The organism is Nostocoides veronense, from assembly GCF_039531185.1.
Classification (GTDB): Bacteria; Actinomycetota; Actinomycetes; order Actinomycetales; family Dermatophilaceae; genus Nostocoides_A; species Nostocoides_A veronense.
Genome location: NZ_BAAAPO010000036.1, coordinates 1 through 19,458, shown reverse-complemented (window position 1 = coordinate 19,458; position 19,458 = coordinate 1). Strand labels below are relative to the sequence as shown.

The window sequence follows — 19,458 nt, the reverse complement described above, 5'->3', positions numbered from 1 at the left end:
CGTGTGCGGGGCCCGACGCCACACCCGATATCCGAATCAGCCCCGCTCGATGCCCCATTCCGCGCTCCAACTGCCGCCCGGTGCGATCCACACCAGGTCCTCGCCGGAATTGAAGGCATCCGCCGGGCAGGACATCGGCTCGACCGCGACCCCGGGCGGATAGGTTCCCTCGACCGGCAGCGCCACCTTCTCGCTGAAGACCTGCACCCAATCCAATCCCGGACCGCCCCAGATCGCGGTCGTGCCCGCCGGCGCCGCGACGCGCACCCTCCAGCGCCCGTCGGCCTCCCGCTCCAAGCCGGTGTATGCCGTGTCCAGCAGGGTCGGCTCCCCCAAGACCCGCTCCGCGCGGAAGTCGTATGCCGAGCCGGCCACCTCCGCGCTCCCGGTGGGCAGCAGCCGCTCCGGATCGACCGTGACATAGCGCTCGGCCGGGATGGTCAAGGTCACCTCGTCCGCCCCGGCGCCGTGCGTGGCGGCATACGGGTGCGCGGCAAAGCCGAAGGGCGCCGGCGTCGCGGACGGATTGTGCGCCCGGACCGCCACCGTGAGGCCATCCGTGCCGAGCCGATAGATCTGGCGCAGATCGAGATGCCACGGCCAGCCGGGCTGCGGGTGCAGCCGATAGCGCACGTCGACGCTGGAGGTGTCTTGGTGCACCAGTTCCCACAACGCCCAACGCACCAGCCCGTGGCTCGCGTTATGCCGCGCCACCTCGGTGATCGGCAGTTGCTGCGGTGCGCCATCGGCGACATATCGGCCGTCACGCAGCCGGTTCGGCCATGGCATGAGCACCTGGCCGCGCCCGTGCGCACAGGCTGCATCGGCGGGATAGCCCGCGACGACATCGTGGCCGCCCACGGCATACGACCGCAGCCCGCCGCCGACCTCGACGATCACCGCATGCTGGTCGCCATGGCTGATCAGCCACTGCGCGCCCGTGGGGCTGGGAACGAATCCGGGTGCTTTCGGGGTTTCTCCCATGACCACATCGTTCCACCGCTTCCTAGGCTTGATCACATGCGACGCGTTCCTCATTCCTCCGGCCGGAGCGGCCGCGCCCACCACGGCATCCGCGAGGTGCCCGCCGGCGGCGTCCCGCGCTCCCGGGTTCAGGACGCCCCCGCGCCGCGCCCCTTCCCGGGCCCGACCCCGGCGTATGTCGGCCCCGCCGCCTATGCCGTCCGCCCGCGCGTCAACGGCTCGGCACTCGCCCTGGTCATCGTCGCCGGGTTCAGCCTCTTCCCGTTCTTCCTCGTGACCCAGGCGCCCGCGCTCGTCCTCGGGATCATGGCGCTAGCCCAGGGCGGCGATCCGGCGCGTTCGGCCCGGCTGGCCCGTCGCGGTTGGTGGGCCTTCGCGGCCGGCCTCGCGAGCCTGCTGCTGCTTGCCGTCCTCGCCGTGGCCGCCGTGATTGGCCTGATCAGCGCCATTTTTTCCTGATCGTTCTGCGGCCGCTAGACGTATCGCCGGGCGCCTACCGCCCTCTGATGGGGAGTTGCGTCACATCCCGATAGAAGAGGTTTCGCGTCATGTCGCGTCGCATCATCGCTGCAGCCCTGCTCACCGCCACCGGCGCGCTCGTCGCGAGCTCCGCGTTCCCGGCCCAGGCCGCCTTCCCCGGCGCTAACGGCCGCGTCGCCGCCGAGATCGCGGGCAGCATCTTCACCTTCACCAAGACCGGCGGCAGCAAAGTCAGCCTCGGCCCCGGCACCGGACCGCGCTACTCCCCGAACGGCAAGAGCATCGCTTATGCCCTCAAGGGCGCGATCTGGACGATGAACGCCAATGGCACCGGCCGCGTCAAGATCACCGCCGGCACGGGGCATGACGTCAACCCGGCCTGGTCTCCGGACGGTAAGAAGATCGTCTTTTCCCGCTCGGCGTCCGGCACGCCGTCCGGGCGGTCCTTGCAGGTCGTCACCCTCGCGACGAAGGCGGTCAGCCCGCTGACCAAAGCCAGCGACCAGAGCTTCTGCCTTGCCTCGCCCTGCGGGAGCTTCTACTACGACATCCCCAACGACAGCACCTGGGTGAAGTCCCTGGACTGGCAGCCGCTGCCCTGACCCGAGGCCGCCCGGGCCGTGACGGCATACAGCAAACTCCCAGGCTCGCCGAGCACCCTGAGAGCTATGACCGTCACGGATCCGGAAGCTCGCCTGCTGATCGTCGAGGACGAGCCGAACATCCGCGAACTGCTCGCGACCTCCCTGCAGTTCGCCGGATTCGAGGTGCATACGGCCGGTGACGGGCACGCCGCGATCGCGGCGGCGGCCACGCACGACCCGGACCTCGTCGTCCTGGACGTAATGCTGCCGGACATGGACGGCTTCGAAGTCACCCGCAAGCTGCGCGACAGCGGGCGCCGCGCGCCGATCGTCTTCGTCACGGCACGCGATTCGGTCGACGACAAGATCAAGGGCCTGACCGTCGGCGGCGACGACTATGTCACCAAGCCCTTCAGCCTCGAAGAGGTCGTCGCGCGCATCCGCGCCGTCCTGCGCCGCACCAAGGGCGAGATCGACGACTCCGCGGTGTTGCGGTTCGAAGATCTCGAGCTCGATGAGGACAGCCATGATGTGCGCCGCGCCGGCCGGGCGATCGACACCTCCCCGACCGAGTTCAAGCTGCTGCGCTATCTGATGCTCAACCCCAACCGGGTGCTCTCGAAAGCTCAAATCCTTGACCACGTCTGGGATTACGACTTCCGCGGTGAGTCGGGGATCGTCGAGTCCTATATCTCTTATCTGCGCCGCAAGATCGACACCGAGGGCCTGCCGCCCCTGATCCACACCAAGCGCGGGGTCGGCTACGTCCTGCGCAAGCCGCCCCAGTGACCGCCTCCGGCGAGGCCGTTCCCGAGGGTATGCGGGCCGGGCTCGCCACGCGCCTGCACCGGCTCCCCCTGCGGCTGCGGCTGATCGCGATTCTGCTGGCCCTGCTGCTGGCCGCCTTGACCATGACGGCTATTGCTACCTCGGTCCTGGTGCGCCGTGAGCTGATAGCGCGCCTCGATGACAATCTGCACAAGAGCGCACGCAGCGTCGCGAGCCGTGCCCTAAATGTCGTCGTCGGCGCGGACACCAAAACCTCGATGCCCACGGGTTATTCGGTGATCTTCTTTCCGACCGACGGCAGCCCGATCCGGGCCCTCCCCGCGACGGATGTTGATGCGGTTCCGGACCTCGCCGCTCTCACGCTCGACGATCCGCGCGTGGTCTCCGGGGATCCCTTCACGCTGCGCACCCGCGGGTCGGACCTGAAATGGCGTGCCGTGGCCGGCGCCTCGGACAATGCCGTGGTCACCTTCGTCGTCGCCCAGCCGCTGCGCGATGTCGACAAAACGGTCCAGCGATTGCTGCTGCTCACCACGCTGACCGGGCTCGGCCTGATCGCGGCCTGTCTCTCGCTCGGCTGGTTCGCGGTGGCGCGAGCCTTCCGGCCGCTGTCGAAGATCGAGGACACGGCCGCCGCCATCGCCGCCGGTGATCTCACCCAACGCGTTCCGGAGACCGATGCACCCGACGAGGTTGCCTCGCTCTCTCGCTCCTTCAACACGATGATCGGCCAGGTCGAGGAATCCTTCGGGGTGCGCGCCGCCTCCCAAGAGCGCATGCGCCAGTTCGTCGCGGACGCATCGCACGAGTTGCGCACGCCCCTCGCCACGGTCCGGGGGTATGCCGAGTTGTACCGTCAGGGGGCCGTGCCGGAGGTCCGCGTCCCCGAGACGATCGCGCGCATCGAAACCGAGGCCGCGCGGATGACCAATCTCGTCGACGACCTACTGCTGCTGGCTCGGCTCGATGAGAAGCGCGCCACCGAGCGCACGCCGGTCGACCTCACGGTGGTGCTCGCCGAACAGGTCCAGGCCGCCCGAGTGCGCGATCCCGAACGACGAATCACCTTGCAGGGCAAAGTTTCTGGCGGCTTGACCGCGACCGTGATCGACGGCGAAGAGCCCGCCATGCATCAAGTCTTCGGCAACCTGCTGACCAATGCCATTCGGCATACGCCGGAAGGAACGCCCATCGATGTCGTCCTCGGGGGCGCCGACGGAATCGCCGTTGTCGAGGTCCGCGACCATGGCCCCGGCATCGACGAGGCCACCAAGACCCGCGTCTTCGAGCGCTTCTTCCGCGAGGACAAGGCGCGCTCGCGGGAGAGCGGCGGGACCGGACTCGGGCTGGCCATCGTGGCCGCGATCGTGGAGCGGCACGGTGGACGGGTGGGCATCAAACCGACGCCCGGAGGGGGCGCGACCTTCGTGGTCGAACTGCCGCTGCAGTCCGCCCTCACGGCTTGACAGCGAACTCCCAGCCTCGTCCCAGGACCGCCGGAGGTTGACGGCATTGACTAGCCGTTGTCACACCGAGAAGGAGCATCGATGAGCCAGCCGGGCAACACGACGGACACCCCCTCCCCCTCCCGTCCGTCTCCCATGTGGGCCGCAACCGATCGACCGGACACCGACGCCACGGCGCCCCTGTGGTTTGGTGACCGGGAGGCGACCCGCCCCGGCCCTGCTCCTGCTCCCCCCTCGGCGTGGCACACGCCTGAGCCTGCCTCGATTCCGCCGGTGCCCCCTCCCTCCCGGTCGCCGCGGACCCGACGCACCTGGCCGGGCCTGGTGGCTGTCTCACTGCTTTCGGCCGGACTGGCCAGTGGTGGGACCTATGCCGCCGTGCGGGCGGCGGATGACCAGGGGGCCAGTGCGGCCACCTCGTCATCCGCCGCCCAGCAAAGCCCTTCCGGGGCAACGACATCCGGCGCGCAGGAGATCCGTCAGGTCAACGCGAATGCCCCCGACTGGACCGCCACGGCCGCCGCGGCGACCCCGAGCGTCGTCGCGATCAGGGTCGAAGTCCAAGGTGGCGGGGCTCAGGGCTCCGGCGTGGTCATCGACGAGCAGGGCCACATCCTGACCAATAATCACGTCGTCGACGGCGCCGTCCAGGGCGGCCTCAAGGTCAGTCTCTCCGATGGCCGGACGTATGCCGCCACCATCGCCGGCACCGATCCGTCAACCGACCTCGCGGTCGTGACGATCACCAACCCGCCAAGCGATCTGAAACCCATCGCCATGGGCGACTCCGCGGCGCTGAAAGTCGGCGACCCGGTGATGGCCGTCGGCAACCCGCTCGGCTTGGCCAGCACCGTCACCACCGGCATCGTCAGCGCCCTCAACCGTCCGGTCACGACCGGCGACGAGCAGTCGCAGTTCGGGTCGAGTCAGAGTGAGCCGGTCTACACCAATGCCGTCCAGACCTCGGCCGCGATCAACCCCGGCAACTCCGGCGGCGCACTCGTCGACGCAAATGGTCGCCTCGTCGGCATCAACTCCTCGATTGCCAGCACCGGCTCCAGCGGCGGCAATATCGGGATTGGCTTCGCGATCCCGGTCAACGAGGCGAAGGTGATCGCCGACCAGCTCATCAGCACCGGCTCGGCCCAACACGCCTACCTCGGCGTGAAGTTGCAGGATGGCGAGGGCAAGGATGGCACGGCGACCCGTTCAGGTGCGCTCATCGCGTCCGTCTCCCCCAACACTCCGGCGGCGAATGCCGGTCTGCAGCAAGGGGATATCGTGATCGGCATCAAGGGTGTCGGTGTCGAGTCAATGGACTCACTCATCGCGCACATCCGCGCCGAGAAGGTCGGCAGCACCGTCCCGCTGACCGTGCTGCGCAACGGCTCGACGACCGAACTCTCCGTCACGCTCGCCGCCCGACCACAATCGTGAGCACCAGCGGCCGCGCCCTTGGCGGGGCGCGGCCGATCTGGCACAGTGGCTCCTTGTGCCCGAACCAGAATTGATCCACGAGCGGGCCCACCTCCAACGTGCGCGAGTTGCCCTGTCTCGGATGCGCGAGCGCACCGAGGCCCTCGACGTCAACGCCGCCGATCCCATCGCCGCGGCCTATCTCGCCCGCGCCTTGTATTACCGCGTCGAGTCCCTCAAGGACGACCCAGGAACGGCTCTCTTCTTCGGTCGGTTGACGATGACCGATGGCGCGACCTGGCATATCGGTCGCCGACATGTCAGCGACGATCACGGCGACCCCCTCGTCATCGACTGGCGCGCCGAGATCTCCGGTGCCTTCTATCGCGCGACGCGCGCGCACCCGATGGCTGTGGCGCTGCGGCGTCGGTTCGGGATCGCCGGGGGCGAGATCACGGCATACGAGGACGAGCACCTCACCGACACCCACGAAACCGACTCTCGCAGTGGCATTCTCGCGGCCGAGATTGAGCGACCGCGGGTCGGTCCGATGCGCGATATCGTCGCGACGATCCAGCCGGAGCAGGACGAGATCGTGCGAGCCGACGCCGACACGACGGTCTGCGTGCAAGGCGCCCCCGGCACCGGCAAGACGGCCGTTGGGCTGCACCGGGCGGCGTGGCTGCTCTATGCCCACCGCGACCGGCTCTCCCGGCAGGGCGTGCTTGTCGTCGGGCCCAACCGCGCCTTCCTCGACCACATCGGTTCGGTCTTGCCCGCCCTGGGTGAGGTGCGGGTCGGACATACGACGATCGCGGAGATGTTCGCGACCCGTCCGGTGCGCGGAACGGATAGTGCCGACGTCGCCCGGCTCAAAGGCGATGGCCGAATGGCGGAGGTCTTGCGGCGAGCCGTTTGGTATCACGTGCGGGCGCCGTCTGAGGCGCTCGTGGTGCCGCGTGGGTCGCGCAAGTGGCGCGTCCCCGCATACGAGGTCGCGGACTTCGTCGATGAATTGCGTTCTCGCGGAGCGCGATACCACGCGGCGCGGGGAATGTTGCCGCAACGGCTCGCGCACGCGGTGCTGCTGCAGATGGAGCGCGCGGGCGATGCGCCGGACGATCGGGTGCACGATGCCGTCGCCCGGAGCGCGCCGGTCAAGGCGTATGCCGTGGCGCACTGGCCGAGCCTGGACCCTGCGAAACTGTTGCACCGCCTGCTCAGTGATGCGGATTTCCTCGCGGAGTGCGCCGGGGAGTTGCTGACGCCGCAGGAGCAGTCGCTGCTGCTGTGGGCGGCGCCGCCCAAGTCGCCCGGCTCAGCCAAGTGGTCGGTCGCGGATCTGGTCCTGCTCGACGAGCTGACGGATCTTCTTGATCGGACCCCGAGCCTCGGGCACGTCATCCTCGACGAAGCACAAGACCTCTCGCCGATGCAATTGCGCGCGGTCGGGCGTCGCTGCTCCACCGGATCAGCAACCGTGTTGGGCGATATCGCGCAGGGCACAACCCCGTGGGCCACGAACACGTGGGAAGAGGCGCTGGAACACCTCGGCAAACCCGCGGCCCATGTCGAGATTCTCGACCGCGGCTTCCGCGTCCCCGCCTCGGTCATCTCGTATGCCGCCCGCCTCCTCCCACGCATCGCGCCGGGCCTCGGGGCGCCGGAGTCGGTGCGTGACAATCCCGGCCGGCTCGACATTCACCACGACGCCGCGGACGTGGATCGCGTTGTGGCACTGACGATCTCGTCAGCGGCGGTGGCCGGATCGGTCGGGATCATCGTCGCCGACAGCCGCGTCGAGACGGTGAGCAAGGCCCTCACCGGAGCGGGGGTCGACCATGGCGTGCTCGGTGTCGATCACGGCGATGTGGACCATCAGATCGATGTCATTCCCGCATCGGTCGCCAAGGGCCTGGAGTTCGACCGGGTGATCGTGCTGGAACCTGCCGAGATCGTCGCCGCCGAGCCCGATGAGCGCACCGGCCTGCGCCGGCTTTATGTCGTGCTCACCCGCGCCGTCTCGGAACTCGACATCGTCCACAGTTCCCCGCTCCCGACGGAGCTGAACGTCGCCTGACCTCAGCGGACTCGGCGGCATATTGTCGGGCCATGCGCGCCCTCCAGTACGACCGCTTCGGCGGACCGCTCGCCGTGATCGAGGCACCCGAGCCGATCCTGGAAGCCGGCGGCGCGATCGTCGAGGTCACCAGGACGGGCTTGTGCCGCAGCGATTGGCACGGCTGGCAGGGCCACGACAGCGACACCGTGCTCCCCTGCATACCCGGGCATGAGTTCACCGGCGTTGTCCGCGCGGCTCCCGACCTGCCCGGGCTCGTGGGCGCCCGGGTGGTCGTGCCATTCGTCATGGCCTGCGGGCGCTGCCGGGATTGCGGCGCGGGTGCCGGGCAGGTCTGTCGTGCCCAGCGCCAACCGGGGTTCACCGACCCGGGCTCCTTCGCGGAGCGGGTCGCGGTCCCGAATGCCGCGGTCAATCTCGTGCCGCTGCCCGATTCCGTCCGTGATGACGCGGCCGCCGCGCTGGGCTGCCGGATGGCGACCTCGTGGCGCGCCCTCACCGCGGTGGCTGGGCTGCAGGCCGGGGAGCGGGTGCTGGTGCTCGGAGCGGGCGGGGTGGGTTTGGCGGCCATCCAGATCGCGCGGGCGATGGGCGCCGAGGTGACGGCGGCCGACATCTCAGCGGAAGCACTGCGGATCGCGGAAAGTCTTGGGGCAGAGCCGATTCAACTCACCGACGGGATGGGCGGCGAGGAGATTGCCGGGGTGGTGCGCGGGCGGCATACGGACGGGGTCGACATCAGCCTCGACGCGCTCGGAAGCCCGGAGCTGGCGGCAGCCGGCATCCTCGCCCTGCGGCGGCGGGGGCGGCATGTCCAGGTGGGCTTGCTCGCGGACGGCTGGGCCAGCTTGCCGGCCGGGCGGATCATCGCCCATGAACTCGCCGTGCTCGGGTCCCACGGAATGGCCGCCGGCGACTACCCGCCGCTGCTCGCCGCGGTCGCTGCGGGACGGTTGGACCCGGCGGGGCTGGTCACCGAAATCCTGACTTTGGCGCAGGCCGCCGAGGCGCTGCCGCACATGGCGCAGCCGGACGCGCCCCGCGGCGTCCGCCTCATCGACCCGCGCCTGTAGGCCCCACGCGGGAGTTGAGTAGCCGCACTCAGGCGCCGGGTGCGACCCCCGAGACACAGTGGGGCATGGCCGAGAAGACGCTGGATGCCGTTCGAGTGCTTGAGGCGGAATTCGCCGAGGCGATGAGCCGGATGTATGCCGTGGGCAATGGGCTGGCCGCCCTGCGCCAGCGGCTGCTGCTCGAGCAAGGCCAAGGGCCGGTCGCGGTCGCCGCTCCGCAGGGGGCAGCGGCGCCCGCGGCTGGTCCGATCCTTCCGCCGCCGATCGCACCGGCCCCGGCAGGGCATCTTGCGGCTGGCGCGGACCTGAGTAACGGACGGATTCCCGCCCAGGGCGGAAAAGCTGAGACAGGTGAGGCGCCCGTGGCGTGGTGGCAGCGCGAGGGGATGGTCGTGCGGCTGCTCGGGGTGGCCGGGGCGGGCGTGCTGTTGATCGGCGTCGCGCTGCTGCTCGCGTATGCCGTCCAGCATGGCTACCTCGGCCCAGTCGCCCGCGTCGCCGGGGCCGGCGTCTTGGCCGTGGGTCTGATCGGCGTCGCGCACCGGCTGCATCGTGATCCGGCGCGCGCGACCGGGGCGTGGGCAATCGCCTCCGCGGGATACGCAACCGCCTATCTCGACGTGCTCGCGATGACCCGGATCTACGACTGGCTGCCGGTCCCGGCCGGCCTGGCCCTGGCCGGCCTCGTCGCCGGCAGCGGTGTCCTCTTGGCTCGCGCTTGGGACAGCCAGTTCCTCGCGCTCGTGACGGTCGGCGGGGTCGCCGCTCTGGCGCCCGCGGTGAGCTCCCCCACCGATCCCGTAACGGCTGCCTTCCTGGTCATCCTGGCGATCGCGACCTTCCCCGCACACCTGGGCCGCAGCTGGCTCGCGCTGCACGTGCTGCGGGTCGCCCCGGCCGCCCTGGCCCTGATCGCCCTCGGCAGCCACGACCACCGCGAGGCCAGCCTCGCCATGGCCGTCGTCCTGGCCGCCGTCGACCTCGGGACGACCTTCCTCGCCGCCCACGGCAAGACCGCCAGCCGCCAGCCGATGCTCTTGCCGCCGGTGCTCGGCGTGAGTGCCCTGCCGGTGTTCGCCATCGCCGGTGCCGGGCTCGTCCCCTCGTGGCTCGTCGCGGCGGTCGCTGCCCTGGCCTATCTGATGGTCGCGCTCCTGACCCGCCGCGAGAGCCGCCCGGCCCTCCTCAAGGTCGCGCCTGCCGCCGGAATCCTCGGCATCGCCTTCGCCATCCAGGCCGCCGTCGTGGACACCGCGACGTCGTGGCAGTTGCCCGCCTTCACGGCGGTCGTGCTCGCCGTCGTCGCGGGCCTGCACCTGCCCGGCCGCCGGGAAAGCTGGCAGGTGATCGTCGCCGGTTTGCTCAGCTTCGCCGCCGTGGCCCTGACGGCGCCGATCACCGCTCACCTGACCGCGCGGGCGACCGCCACGACCTATGTCCACCTCCCGGAATTGCTCGCCGTCCTCGCCACCGGGCTCGCGCTGGCGCTGCTCCACGGCCCGGCGCAGGCATATGCCGCCGCCCAGGACCCCGACAGCCACCCGCACCGCAATCCGACCCGGCTCACGCTGCTCCTGGCCGTGCCCGCGCTGGTCGCCTTCGGGGCGGCAGTTGTCTGTGCCGGCGTGCTGGTCGGGCGCCGGTTCGCCACTCCCGCAAGCGGTTTCGTGACCGGCCAGGGACTGGCAACCCTGCTGATCGCGGGCGTCGCGGCATACCTGCTGATGCACGGCCTCTCGCGCTCGCGCGATGCCGCACTGGCCCTGCGCGCCGGGCTCGCCCTGGCGGGCTGCGCCGTCGCGAAGCTCCTCCTCTTCGACCTCGCCACCCTCGACGGCATCGTGCGGATCGTGGCCTTCCTCGGGGCCGGCTTGGCCCTGCTCGCCATGGGCACGGGGTATGCCCGAGCCCTCGACCGCGCCCGCCAGGCCCCCTAACGCGCACGGCGTAACAGGCCGCCGATCCTCCCACCCCAGGGCCCGGGCCAGGTTTGCGCCCGTGGGCCGGGATATTGCCTGGCCCGCCGAGGGGAAGTTGGCCCGCCACTGCAAAACCGGCCCGCGACAGAGCGAACGCCGGGCTCGCCCCTGCGCGAGCCCGGCCTTCCGCTGTTGGACTACTCGGCCGCGATGGCGTCGAGGATCTGCATCTTGGCCGCCCGCCGTCCCGGCCAGACCGAGGCGAACACGCCGACGATTCCGGCGAGGAGCAGGAAGCCGACCAACTGCAGCCACGGGATGCTCAGCGTGCTGAAGCCTTGGTCCGCGAGCGCCCGCTGGATGGCGATGCCGAAGGCCACGCCGAGCACGATGCCCAGGACGGCGCCGAGGATGGCGATGACGACCGACTCCAGGCGCAGCATGGAGCGCAGTTGCCGGCGCGAGAGACCAACCGCCCGCAGCAAGCCGATCTCACGCGTCCGCTCGATGACCGACAAGGCGAGGGTGTTGATGATGCCGAGGATCGCGATGATCACGGCGAGGCCAAGCAGCGCGTAGATGATCATCAGCATCTGGTTGATCGGCTTGGACTGCTCCTCGGCATAGCCCGCGATGTCCTTGACGCTGACCGTCGGCAGGTCGGCCACGATGGCGTCGAGGCCGGACGAGACGGCCGACAGATTCGCGCCCGGGCGCGTCAGGACGTAAACCTGGCCGTCACTCGCGGTGCCGCCATGGTCAGCCCAGGCCTGCAAGCTCATCACGACCTGGGCCGGCGCAGTGGCGGTCGGCGCGAAGGTGCCGGCGACCGTGGTCTCAAATGGCTTGCCCTGCAAGGTCATCGAGAGCTTGTCTCCCGACTTCAACCCGAGCTCCTTGGCCTTGTCGGTGTCCAGGAGGACTCCGCCCGTGGCGAGCTTGGCCAAGACGTCATCGTTGTGCTCGGCGTCGAGCGTCGACACCTTACCGAAGGACGCCGGATCGAGCGCTGCCACCCATTCGTCGCCCTCGTTGACCTTGCCCATTCCCCACCGCACGCGGGACACCGTCGCCACACCGTCGACCTTGGCAACCTGGTCACCGACGCTCGGGGAGAAGTCTTGGCCGATGGCGTTCGAGACGAGATAGTCGGCCTTGAAGTTGGCGTCGATCTCCTTCGCGATGCTCTGCTTGGTCGAGGCACCGAAGACGGCCATCATCGACACCAGCGTCACGCCGATCATCAGTGCAGAGGCGGTGGCCGCGGTTCGCCGCGGATTGCGCAGAGCGTTCTCCTCGGCCATGACACCGACGGTGCCGAAGGCCCGGCGATAGATCGCCCCGATCCCGGTGATCAGCGGTCGGCCCACCAACGGACTCGTCAGCGCCACGCCCAGCAGGACCCCCAGGATTCCGACGCCAATCCACGCCACCGGCTTAGGGATGCTGGTGAAAAGCCCCGCCCCCATCGCGGCTGCACCGACACCCGCCAGGACCGTTCCGGCGATGACCCGGCGGTGCATCGAGCCCTCGCTGAGGGTCACATCATCACGCATGGCGGCGACGGGCGGTATCTTGCCGGCCCGCCGGGCAGGCAGGTAGGCCGCGAACAGCGTGACAACCAGGCCCACGGCATACGCCGCAATCACGGTGCGAGGCGCGAAGACCAGGCTGGCGCCAGCGAGATCGAGACCGATGAAGCCGAAGAGCAGCTTGATACCGATAGCCAGGAGCACGCCGACGATCAGACCGATCGTGGAGCCAACAAGCCCGACTGCAAGGGCCTCCACGAGCACCGATCGGGTGACCTGGCGCCGCGTTGCGCCAATCGCGCGAAAGAGGGCGAGCTCGCGCATGCGCTGCGCGACGAGGATCGAGAAGGTGTTGACGATGATGAACGAGCCGACCACCAGCGCGATGGCCGCAAAGATCAGCAGGAAGTAGGTGATGAACTTCATCGACTCCTGGATCTGACTCTGCGCCTGCTCGGCAGCCTTGGCCCCGGTGACGGCGTCGAGACCTTCGGGCAGCAAGGGCGCCACGGCGGCCTGCAGTTGATCCTGCGACGTGCCGTCGGCTCGGGTGACCCAGATGTCGTTGAACTCATCGCGGCCCTGCAGATAAAGCTGCTGTGCCTGCGGGGTGGTCCAGACGACCACGCTGGCACCCACGAGGGAACCGGAGGACTCCATGATCCCGGTCAGTTTCGGTGACAACTGGGCCTGCGCCCCGGCCGTGACGACCCGGACGGTGTCGCCGACGGCATACCCACCGGTTTTGGCCGTGCGCGCGTCGAGCGCGATCTGACCATCGGCGCTCGGCCAGGCACCGTGCGTGAGGGTGAACATCGAATTGCCATTGGCGGCAGGGCCGTCGGTGAAGTTCACGCCGAGACCCGGCGCGCCGGTGCCGCCGATCAACTTGCCCTGCTTGGAGATCACGAAGGTGGAATAGTCCGTGACATTGCCGTCGGCCCGGGCGGCGCCGGGGGCTTTGGCGAGGGTCTCGACCAAAGACCCAGGGATGGTTTGGGTGCCGCCCATCGTGACCTCGGAGCCCGCGGGCCGAACCACGACATCACCGACGCTGGAACTCATGATCCCGTCGAATGATTTGCTGAGGGTGTCGGTGAAGACGAAGGAACCGGAAACAAAGGCGACGCCGAGGATGACGGCGATGGCGCTCATCAGCAAGCGAAGCTTACGTCCGAGCACCGATTTAAGACTGGCGCTCAACATGATTCGTCAGACTCCCTTGGCCGAGTCCAGGCCCGCCATGCGCTCCAGCACCCGCTCAGCCGTGGGCTCGCGCATCTCATCGACGACCCGGCCGTCGGCGAGGAAGAGCACCCGGTCGGTGTAGCTCGCGGCGACCGGGTCGTGAGTGACCATGACGATCGTCTGGCCGAACTCGGCGACGGAACGGCGTAGGAAGTCCAAGACTTCGCGGCTGGCCCGAGAGTCCAGATTGCCGGTCGGCTCGTCGGCGAAGATGATCTCGGGACGACTGACCAGTGCCCTGGCACACGCGACGCGCTGCATCTGGCCGCCGGACAGTTCGCTCGGCCGGTGACCGAGTCGCTCGGAGAGCCCGACCGTCTCGACAACCTGGTCGAACCAGGCGGGGTCCGGCTTGCGTCCGGCGATCGAGAGCGGCAGCAGGATGTTCTCCTTCGCTGTCAGCGTCGGGATCAGATTGAAGGCCTGGAAGATGAAGCCGATCTTGTCGCGCCGCAGCGCCGTCAACTCCTTCTCCTTCAGACTCGTGAGTTCCGTTTCGCCGATGAAGACTCGGCCGTCGGAGACGGCATCGAGGCCTGCGGCGCAATGCATCAACGTCGACTTCCCGGAGCCGGACGGACCCATGATCGCCGTGAACTCGTGAGCGAAAAGCTCCACCGAGACGGTGTCGAGGGCGATGACCTGCGCATCCCCCGTGCCATAGACCTTGGACAATTGTTGGGTGCGGGCGGCGACGATCTGATTGTCGGCGCGGACCAACTGGGCAACCCCTGCTATTTCGACCATGTTCCGAACTTAACCGGGCACCGTCGGGCTCGCGCTGGGGTTCGGCCCGCAGCCGACCCTGGGTCACCCCCGAAATCGCCTGAGACTGCTGGTACCACTAACTTGACAGTGTAAAGATTGCGCTGGCGAGGCCGCCGGTCGGAGAATCGTCACATGGACCCCGATGAGCGCCTGTCGTCCTTCGGTCGGGCCGTTCAGATCTTGACCAACCGTCCAAGTGATCACGATTTGGTTGCGGACATGGTGTCCGGCCTGCTCAGCCGCTGGTCCGACCCTCGACGCGGCTACCACGAGGTGCGCCATCTCGACGAAGTCCGCGCGGTGATCGCCACCCTCGCTGACTCTCACGACCCACGGGCTTGGGCGCACGCCGAACTCGCCGCGTGGTACCACGATGCGATTTACGACCCGGCGCGGCCGGATAACGAGGCCGCCTCGGCCGACCTGGCCCGGGACGAGCTGTCTCGGATCGGCATACCCGAGGAGGAGGTGGCCGCGATCTGTGCGCTGATCCTGGAGACGGTCGACCATGAGCTCCCGCCGGCCGGCACGGCCAGCGCGTGGCTGCACGATTCAGACCTGTGGATCCTGTCGGCTCCCGCGGAGCGCTTCGACGACTACTGCCGGGCGGTGCGGGCGGAGTATGCCGAGGTGCCCGACGAGATCTATGCCCGGGAGCGCTCGCACATCCTGCGCACGTTCGCGGACCGGCCGCGGATCTATGCCGAGCCAAGGGCGTATGCCGAGTGGGAGCCCGCCGCCCGCGCGAACCTCGCACGTGAGCTCAGGCGGCTAGGGTCACGCTGACGTGACGACCGTTTCCGCCATCGGGAACCACCACGAATCAGCTACTGCGGCAAGGAAATCGGCGCTGGACATCCAGCGCGATGGCTCACCGTCCGGGCCATTGAGTGTGGGACGGTCTAGGGTGATGTCGGCACGATAGACCGCCAGGAAGCGGCCGTCCCCGATCGGCCAGGTCGTGTCCGCGAGGGGATAGAAGCGCTCGTAGCCGACCTGGCGCAAGACGCCCGCCGGGAGCGCAATCCCGCTCTCCTCCAAGCATTCTCGAATGGCTGTCTGCTCGGGACTCTCGCCCGACTCGCGCCAGCCACCGGGGGCGCTCCATTCCTGGCGGCGGGGCGACCATACGGCCAGCCAGTGCCCTGAGCGCTCGCGCACGTAAACGGTCGCGGCGAAGGTCGCTGTGTCGGGCGTCGGAAGGGCGCTGCGAACCAGGTCGATATCGGCGCGCGAGTTGTCAGGAAAGCCGACCCCGAGGACGCGCGCAATTCCTTTCTCGCCCTTGCGTTTCCTCAGCCGGAGTCCCGAATCCTGAAGCATGCGAACGATATTCGACGGCGAAGTTTCGTGGGCCCCGAGCGCAACGGCCTGGGAGTAGCGCTCCTGCGGAATGTCGTAGTGATCGCCTTCAAATCCACGCCGGGGCAATCCGGCGCGCTCGGCGAAGGCGTGCAACTCCTCGATCGCGGTGTCGGAGATCAGGTGGGACCACAGGCGGCCGTGGGCTGGCCACGCCGGCGGGTCGATCCAAATGGTCACAGCCCATGCTCCCAAGAAAAGGTTACCAACGGCGCACAACCGAACCCGCAGAGTCGGCGTCTGTAGGAGCAATCGGCCCGATCGGGTCGGCCCCCCAGAGCAGAGGAAAAGCCATGCGCCGCAACGCCATTATTGCCACCGTCACCTCCGCCGCCGCGCTCACGGCCTTCGGCGCCAGCACTGCCGGTGCCGCCCCGGCGCCGTCTGCCGCCCCCGCCGCTTTCACCTGCAGCCAACTCGGCACCCCGCCCTCCGACGCCCGGCTGTATGTCGACCGGATGCTCGCCGCGTGGGGTTACGGTCAGCGCGCGCAGGTCGGCTGCTATGCCGTAGACCCGGCCGTTCAGTTCGCTTTCGCGGAGCGTGGCAAGAATGTCGGCAGCTGGGTTTTCGTCTCCAAGACCCGCATTCATGACTATCACGTCGATGTCGTGACCTACCGCGGCGGCGACGGGGCCACGATGGTGGCGCACGGCGCGACCACTTTCGGCGCCAACTGAACCACCCGGCATACAACAAACCGGCCCGGACACCGTGATGGTGTCCGGGCCGGCTTGTATTAGCCCTTGGCTAGTGGGGTGACTCAGAAGCCCATGCCGCCCATGTCGTCGCCGCCACCGGGCATGGCCGGAGCGGCCTTCTCCGGCTTGTCGGCGATAACGGCCTCGGTGGTGAGGAAGAGCGCCGCGATGGAAGCGGCATTCTGCAGCGCGCTGCGGGTCACCTTGGCGGGGTCGATGATGCCGGAGGCGATCATGTCGACATACTCACCGGAGGCGGCGTTGAGGCCTTCACCGGCGGGCAGGTGGCGCACCTTCTCCGCCACGACACCGCCCTCGAGGCCGGCGTTGATGGCGATCTGCTTCAGCGGAGCCTCGGACGCGACCTTGACGATATTGGCACCGGTGGCCTCGTCACCCTCCAGGGAGAGCTTCTCGAAGGCGGTCTTGGTCGCCTGCAGCAGCGCGACGCCACCACCGGCGACGATGCCCTCTTCGACGGCGGCCTTCGCATTGCGGACGGCGTCCTCGATGCGGTGCTTGCGCTCCTTCAGCTCAACCTCGGTGGCCGCGCCCGCCTTGATGACGGCGACGCCGCCGGCGAGCTTGGCGAGGCGCTCCTGGAGCTTCTCGCGGTCGTAGTCGGAGTCCGACTTCTCGATCTCGGCGCGGATCTGGGAGACCCGGCCGGCGAGCTGATCCGCGTCGCCGGCGCCTTCGACGATGGTCGTCTCATCCTTGCTGACAATGACCTTGCGCGCGCGGCCCATCAGGTCGAGGTCCGCGGAGTCGAGTTTGAGGCCGACTTCCTCGGAGATGACCTGGCCACCGGTGAGGATGGCGATATCGGCGAGCATGGCCTTGCGGCGGTCACCGAAGCCGGGGGCCTTGACGGCCACGGACTTGAAGGTGCCGCGGATCTTGTTGACGACCAGCGTGGACAGGGCCTCGCCGTCGACATCCTCGGCGATGATCAGCAGCGGCTTGCCGGACTGCATGACCTTCTCCAGCAGCGGGAGCAGGTCCTTGATCGAGGAGATCTTGGAGTTGGCGATGAGGATGTAGGGGTCCTCGAGGACGGCCTCCATGGCCTCCGGGTCGGTGACGAAGTAGCCGGAGATGTAGCCCTTGTCGAAGCGCATGCCCTCGGTGAGCTCAAGCTCGAGGCCGAAGGTGTTGGACTCCTCGACGGTGATGACACCTTCCTTGCCGACCTTGTCCATGGCCTCGGCGATCATCTCGCCGATCTGGGAGTCGGCCGCGGAGATCGAGGCGGTGGCCGCGATCTGCTCCTTGGTCTCGATCTCCTTGGCCATGGCGAGCAGCTCGGTGGCGACCGCGTCGGTGGCCTTCTCGATGCCGCGCTTGAGGGCCATCGGGTTGGCGCCGGCCGCGACATTGCGCAGGCCCTCGCGGACCATGGCCTGGGCCAGGACGGTGGCCGTCGTCGTGCCGTCACCGGCGACGTCGTCGGTCTTCTTGGCGACCTCCTTGACCAGCTCGGCGCCGATCTTCTCGTAGGGGTCGTCGAGCTCGATCTCCTTGGCGATGGACACACCGTCGTTGGTGATCGTGGGGGCGCCCCACTTCTTCTCCAGCACGACATTGCGGCCCTTCGGGCCCAGGGTGACCTTCACCGCGTCGGCGAGGGTGTTCATGCCCCGCTCGAGTCCACGGCGAGCCTCTTCATCGAAAGCGATGATCTTGGCCATTCGGGTGGTTCCTCCACACGATTGCGTTGGTGGTGACCACGAGGTGCCCGCGACGGACGGCCCGGTATGCCGCGGCTCACGTCACCGCGACCTGCCGGACCTCACCTACGAGGTCAGGGATTATCACTCTCGGCATGAGAGTGCTAACGCCATTATTGGCACTCTCATGCCGAGAGTGCAAACGCGCGCCGCGCAGTCTCCGGGTCGTCAGCGCGGTGCTGGCACGGCCCGCAGCCGGCGTTGCCTGACTCCGTTGTTCGGTCATGACTCGCGCGTTTGGTCGTGAGTCCGCCATCCCGCGGGGGGACCGACGACGGATCTGTGGGGTTAGGTCCGACTGTCGGAGTGACGACTTCGAGGCGAGATCGGAGGCGAAGGTTGGGTCCGAATCGGCGCCCCAACATGAACACCGGGTGAACAAGCGTGATCCAGTTGGTGAAGACTCGGTGGCCTGTGCACACTGTGCATCGTGGACGCTGCGAACGTCATCCTCGTGCTCGTCATTTGCACGGCACTCGCCTTCGATTTCACCAATGGATTCCACGACACCGCCAATGCCATGGCTGCCTCCATCTCGACGGGGGCACTGAAGCCGAAGGCCGCGGTTGCCCTGGCGGCCATCCTGAATCTCGTCGGTGCCTTCCTCTCGGTTGAAGTCGCCCTCACGGTGTCGAATGCTGTCGTCAAGCTCCAGGACAAGTCGGGCGCCCCCATCCCGGCAACCCTCGTCGACGATGGCAACAAACTCTTGCTCGTCGTCCTGTGCGGACTGATCGGCGGCATTGTCTGGAACCTCTTCACCTGGTTGCTCGGGCTGCCGTCTTCGTCCTCCCACGCCCTGCTCGGCGGCTTGACCGGCGCCGCGGCGGCCGGCTTCGGTCTGTCCGGGGTGAAGTGGACCGGCGATGGCACCAAGCTCGATGGCGTCGTCGGCAAAGTGCTGATCCCGAGCTTCATCTCGCCGGTCATCGCCATGGCAGTGGCCTTTGTGGGCTGTTGGGTCGTGCACCGGGTGACCCGCAGCGTCATGGACAAGCTGGCCGAACGCTATTTCCGGTGGGGGCAGATCGGCAGCGCCTCCCTGGTGTCCTTGGCCCACGGCACCAATGACGCCCAGAAGACCATGGGTGTCATGACGCTTGCACTGATCGCCAGCGGGCACTGGACAGACACGCACTCGGTGCCACTGTGGGTCAAGGTCAGCGCCGCGAGCGCCATTGCGTTGGGCACCTACCTCGGCGGCTGGCGGATCATCCGCACCTTGGGCAAGGGCTTGGTGGACATCACCCCGCGCCAGGGTGAGGTGTGTCTGAGTTAATTCGGCATCCGGGCTGATCAATAGCCATCAGCGTTGGTGTCGTGCTC

Annotated in this window: 15 protein-coding genes and 1 pseudogene; 11 read left to right on the top strand and 5 right to left on the bottom strand. The window is 68.4% G+C overall.

All coding sequences use genetic code 11. From position 1 onward, the window contains the following. Positions 1 to 36 precede the first annotated feature (36 nt). Positions 37 to 984 (bottom strand): aldose 1-epimerase family protein, encoded by a 948-nt coding sequence (locus ABD225_RS11235; RefSeq protein WP_344085066.1) that lies wholly within the window; start codon positions 982 to 984, stop codon positions 37 to 39. Positions 985 to 1,020: 36 nt separating this feature from the next. Between ABD225_RS11235 and ABD225_RS11230 the strand changes: the two genes are divergently transcribed. The 8 genes from ABD225_RS11230 to ABD225_RS11195 all read left to right on the top strand — a co-directional run bounded on the left by ABD225_RS11230 (position 1,021) and on the right by ABD225_RS11195 (position 10,809). Next, entirely contained in the window at positions 1,021 to 1,443 is a 423-nt protein-coding gene (locus tag ABD225_RS11230; RefSeq protein ID WP_344085063.1) for a hypothetical protein, read from the top strand. Positions 1,444 to 1,532: 89 nt separating this feature from the next. Next, positions 1,533 to 2,066, top strand: coding sequence for a TolB family protein (locus tag ABD225_RS11225; protein ID WP_344085060.1), 534 nt, complete (start codon positions 1,533 to 1,535; stop codon positions 2,064 to 2,066). Between the two features lie 66 nt (positions 2,067 to 2,132). After that, the gene (locus ABD225_RS11220) at positions 2,133 to 2,837 is read left to right on the top strand and encodes a response regulator transcription factor (RefSeq protein WP_344085057.1); all 705 of its coding nucleotides are present in this window, start codon (positions 2,133 to 2,135) and stop codon (positions 2,835 to 2,837) included. Continuing rightward, positions 2,834 to 4,303, top strand: a complete 1,470-nt coding sequence (locus tag ABD225_RS11215) for a sensor histidine kinase (protein WP_344085054.1) — start codon at positions 2,834 to 2,836, stop codon at positions 4,301 to 4,303. The genes ABD225_RS11220 and ABD225_RS11215 overlap by 4 nt, the downstream gene beginning before the upstream one ends. Positions 4,304 to 4,576: 273 nt before the next feature. Next, complete coding sequence (locus tag ABD225_RS11210; protein ID WP_344085052.1) at positions 4,577 to 5,740, top strand: S1C family serine protease; 1,164 nt, start codon at positions 4,577 to 4,579, stop codon at positions 5,738 to 5,740. Positions 5,741 to 5,861: 121 nt separating this feature from the next. After that, positions 5,862 to 7,799 (top strand): HelD family protein, encoded by a 1,938-nt coding sequence (locus tag ABD225_RS11205; RefSeq protein ID WP_344085049.1) that lies wholly within the window; start codon positions 5,862 to 5,864, stop codon positions 7,797 to 7,799. A gap of 32 nt (positions 7,800 to 7,831) precedes the next feature. Continuing rightward, positions 7,832 to 8,872: a zinc-binding dehydrogenase gene (locus ABD225_RS11200; protein WP_344085046.1), complete on the top strand. Its 1,041-nt coding sequence runs from the start codon at positions 7,832 to 7,834 to the stop codon at positions 8,870 to 8,872. 65 nt (positions 8,873 to 8,937) lie between these two features. Next, complete coding sequence (locus ABD225_RS11195; protein ID WP_344085043.1) at positions 8,938 to 10,809, top strand: DUF2339 domain-containing protein; 1,872 nt, start codon at positions 8,938 to 8,940, stop codon at positions 10,807 to 10,809. Between the two features lie 179 nt (positions 10,810 to 10,988). Here the strand turns inward: ABD225_RS11195 and ABD225_RS11190 are convergent, their stop codons facing one another. Both ABD225_RS11190 and ABD225_RS11185 read right to left on the bottom strand, forming a co-directional pair. Then, entirely contained in the window at positions 10,989 to 13,478 is a 2,490-nt protein-coding gene (locus tag ABD225_RS11190; protein ID WP_344085041.1) for an ABC transporter permease, read from the bottom strand. A 57-nt stretch (positions 13,479 to 13,535) separates the two neighbouring features. Continuing rightward, positions 13,536 to 14,318 (bottom strand): ABC transporter ATP-binding protein, encoded by a 783-nt coding sequence (locus ABD225_RS11185; protein ID WP_344085038.1) that lies wholly within the window; start codon positions 14,316 to 14,318, stop codon positions 13,536 to 13,538. Between the two features lie 153 nt (positions 14,319 to 14,471). Between ABD225_RS11185 and ABD225_RS11180 the strand changes: the two genes are divergently transcribed. Continuing rightward, positions 14,472 to 15,125: an HD domain-containing protein gene (locus tag ABD225_RS11180; protein ID WP_344085035.1), complete on the top strand. Its 654-nt coding sequence runs from the start codon at positions 14,472 to 14,474 to the stop codon at positions 15,123 to 15,125. On the opposite strand, the gene ABD225_RS11175 is transcribed toward ABD225_RS11180, so the two are convergent. After that, a complete protein-coding gene (locus ABD225_RS11175) occupies positions 15,117 to 15,881 on the bottom strand; it encodes a DUF4031 domain-containing protein (RefSeq protein WP_344085032.1) in 765 nt (254 codons plus the stop codon). The genes ABD225_RS11180 and ABD225_RS11175 overlap by 9 nt on opposite strands. A 113-nt stretch (positions 15,882 to 15,994) precedes the next feature. On the opposite strand from ABD225_RS11175, the gene ABD225_RS11170 reads away from it, so the two are divergent. Beyond that, positions 15,995 to 16,381 (top strand): hypothetical protein, encoded by a 387-nt coding sequence (locus ABD225_RS11170; RefSeq protein WP_344085029.1) that lies wholly within the window; start codon positions 15,995 to 15,997, stop codon positions 16,379 to 16,381. 83 nt (positions 16,382 to 16,464) lie between these two features. Here ABD225_RS11170 and groL read toward each other — a convergent pair whose 3' ends face one another. Beyond that, positions 16,465 to 18,093, bottom strand: coding sequence for a chaperonin GroEL (gene groL / locus ABD225_RS11165; protein ID WP_344085026.1), 1,629 nt, complete (start codon positions 18,091 to 18,093; stop codon positions 16,465 to 16,467). Between the two features lie 469 nt (positions 18,094 to 18,562). On the opposite strand from groL, the pseudogene ABD225_RS11160 reads away from it, so the two are divergent. Beyond that, positions 18,563 to 19,393, top strand: a pseudogene (locus tag ABD225_RS11160) (anion permease); the annotation flags it as partial. Positions 19,394 to 19,458: the final 65 nt, after the last annotated feature.

Coding starts and splice junctions, on each gene's coding strand:
- ABD225_RS11205 (WP_344085049.1), top strand. CDS start 5,862: ATGCGCGAGCGCACCGAGGCCCTCGACGTCAACGCCGCCGATCCCATC.
- ABD225_RS11230 (WP_344085063.1), top strand. CDS start 1,021: ATGCGACGCGTTCCTCATTCCTCCGGCCGGAGCGGCCGCGCCCACCAC.
- ABD225_RS11180 (WP_344085035.1), top strand. CDS start 14,472: ATGGACCCCGATGAGCGCCTGTCGTCCTTCGGTCGGGCCGTTCAGATC.
- ABD225_RS11235 (WP_344085066.1), bottom strand. CDS start 984: ATGGGAGAAACCCCGAAAGCACCCGGATTCGTTCCCAGCCCCACGGGC.
- ABD225_RS11195 (WP_344085043.1), top strand. CDS start 8,938: ATGGCCGAGAAGACGCTGGATGCCGTTCGAGTGCTTGAGGCGGAATTC.
- ABD225_RS11225 (WP_344085060.1), top strand. CDS start 1,533: ATGTCGCGTCGCATCATCGCTGCAGCCCTGCTCACCGCCACCGGCGCG.
- ABD225_RS11200 (WP_344085046.1), top strand. CDS start 7,832: ATGCGCGCCCTCCAGTACGACCGCTTCGGCGGACCGCTCGCCGTGATC.
- ABD225_RS11220 (WP_344085057.1), top strand. CDS start 2,133: ATGACCGTCACGGATCCGGAAGCTCGCCTGCTGATCGTCGAGGACGAG.
- ABD225_RS11190 (WP_344085041.1), bottom strand. CDS start 13,478: ATGAGCGCCATCGCCGTCATCCTCGGCGTCGCCTTTGTTTCCGGTTCC.
- ABD225_RS11185 (WP_344085038.1), bottom strand. CDS start 14,318: ATGGTCGAAATAGCAGGGGTTGCCCAGTTGGTCCGCGCCGACAATCAG.
- ABD225_RS11170 (WP_344085029.1), top strand. CDS start 15,995: ATGCGCCGCAACGCCATTATTGCCACCGTCACCTCCGCCGCCGCGCTC.
- groL (WP_344085026.1), bottom strand. CDS start 18,093: ATGGCCAAGATCATCGCTTTCGATGAAGAGGCTCGCCGTGGACTCGAG.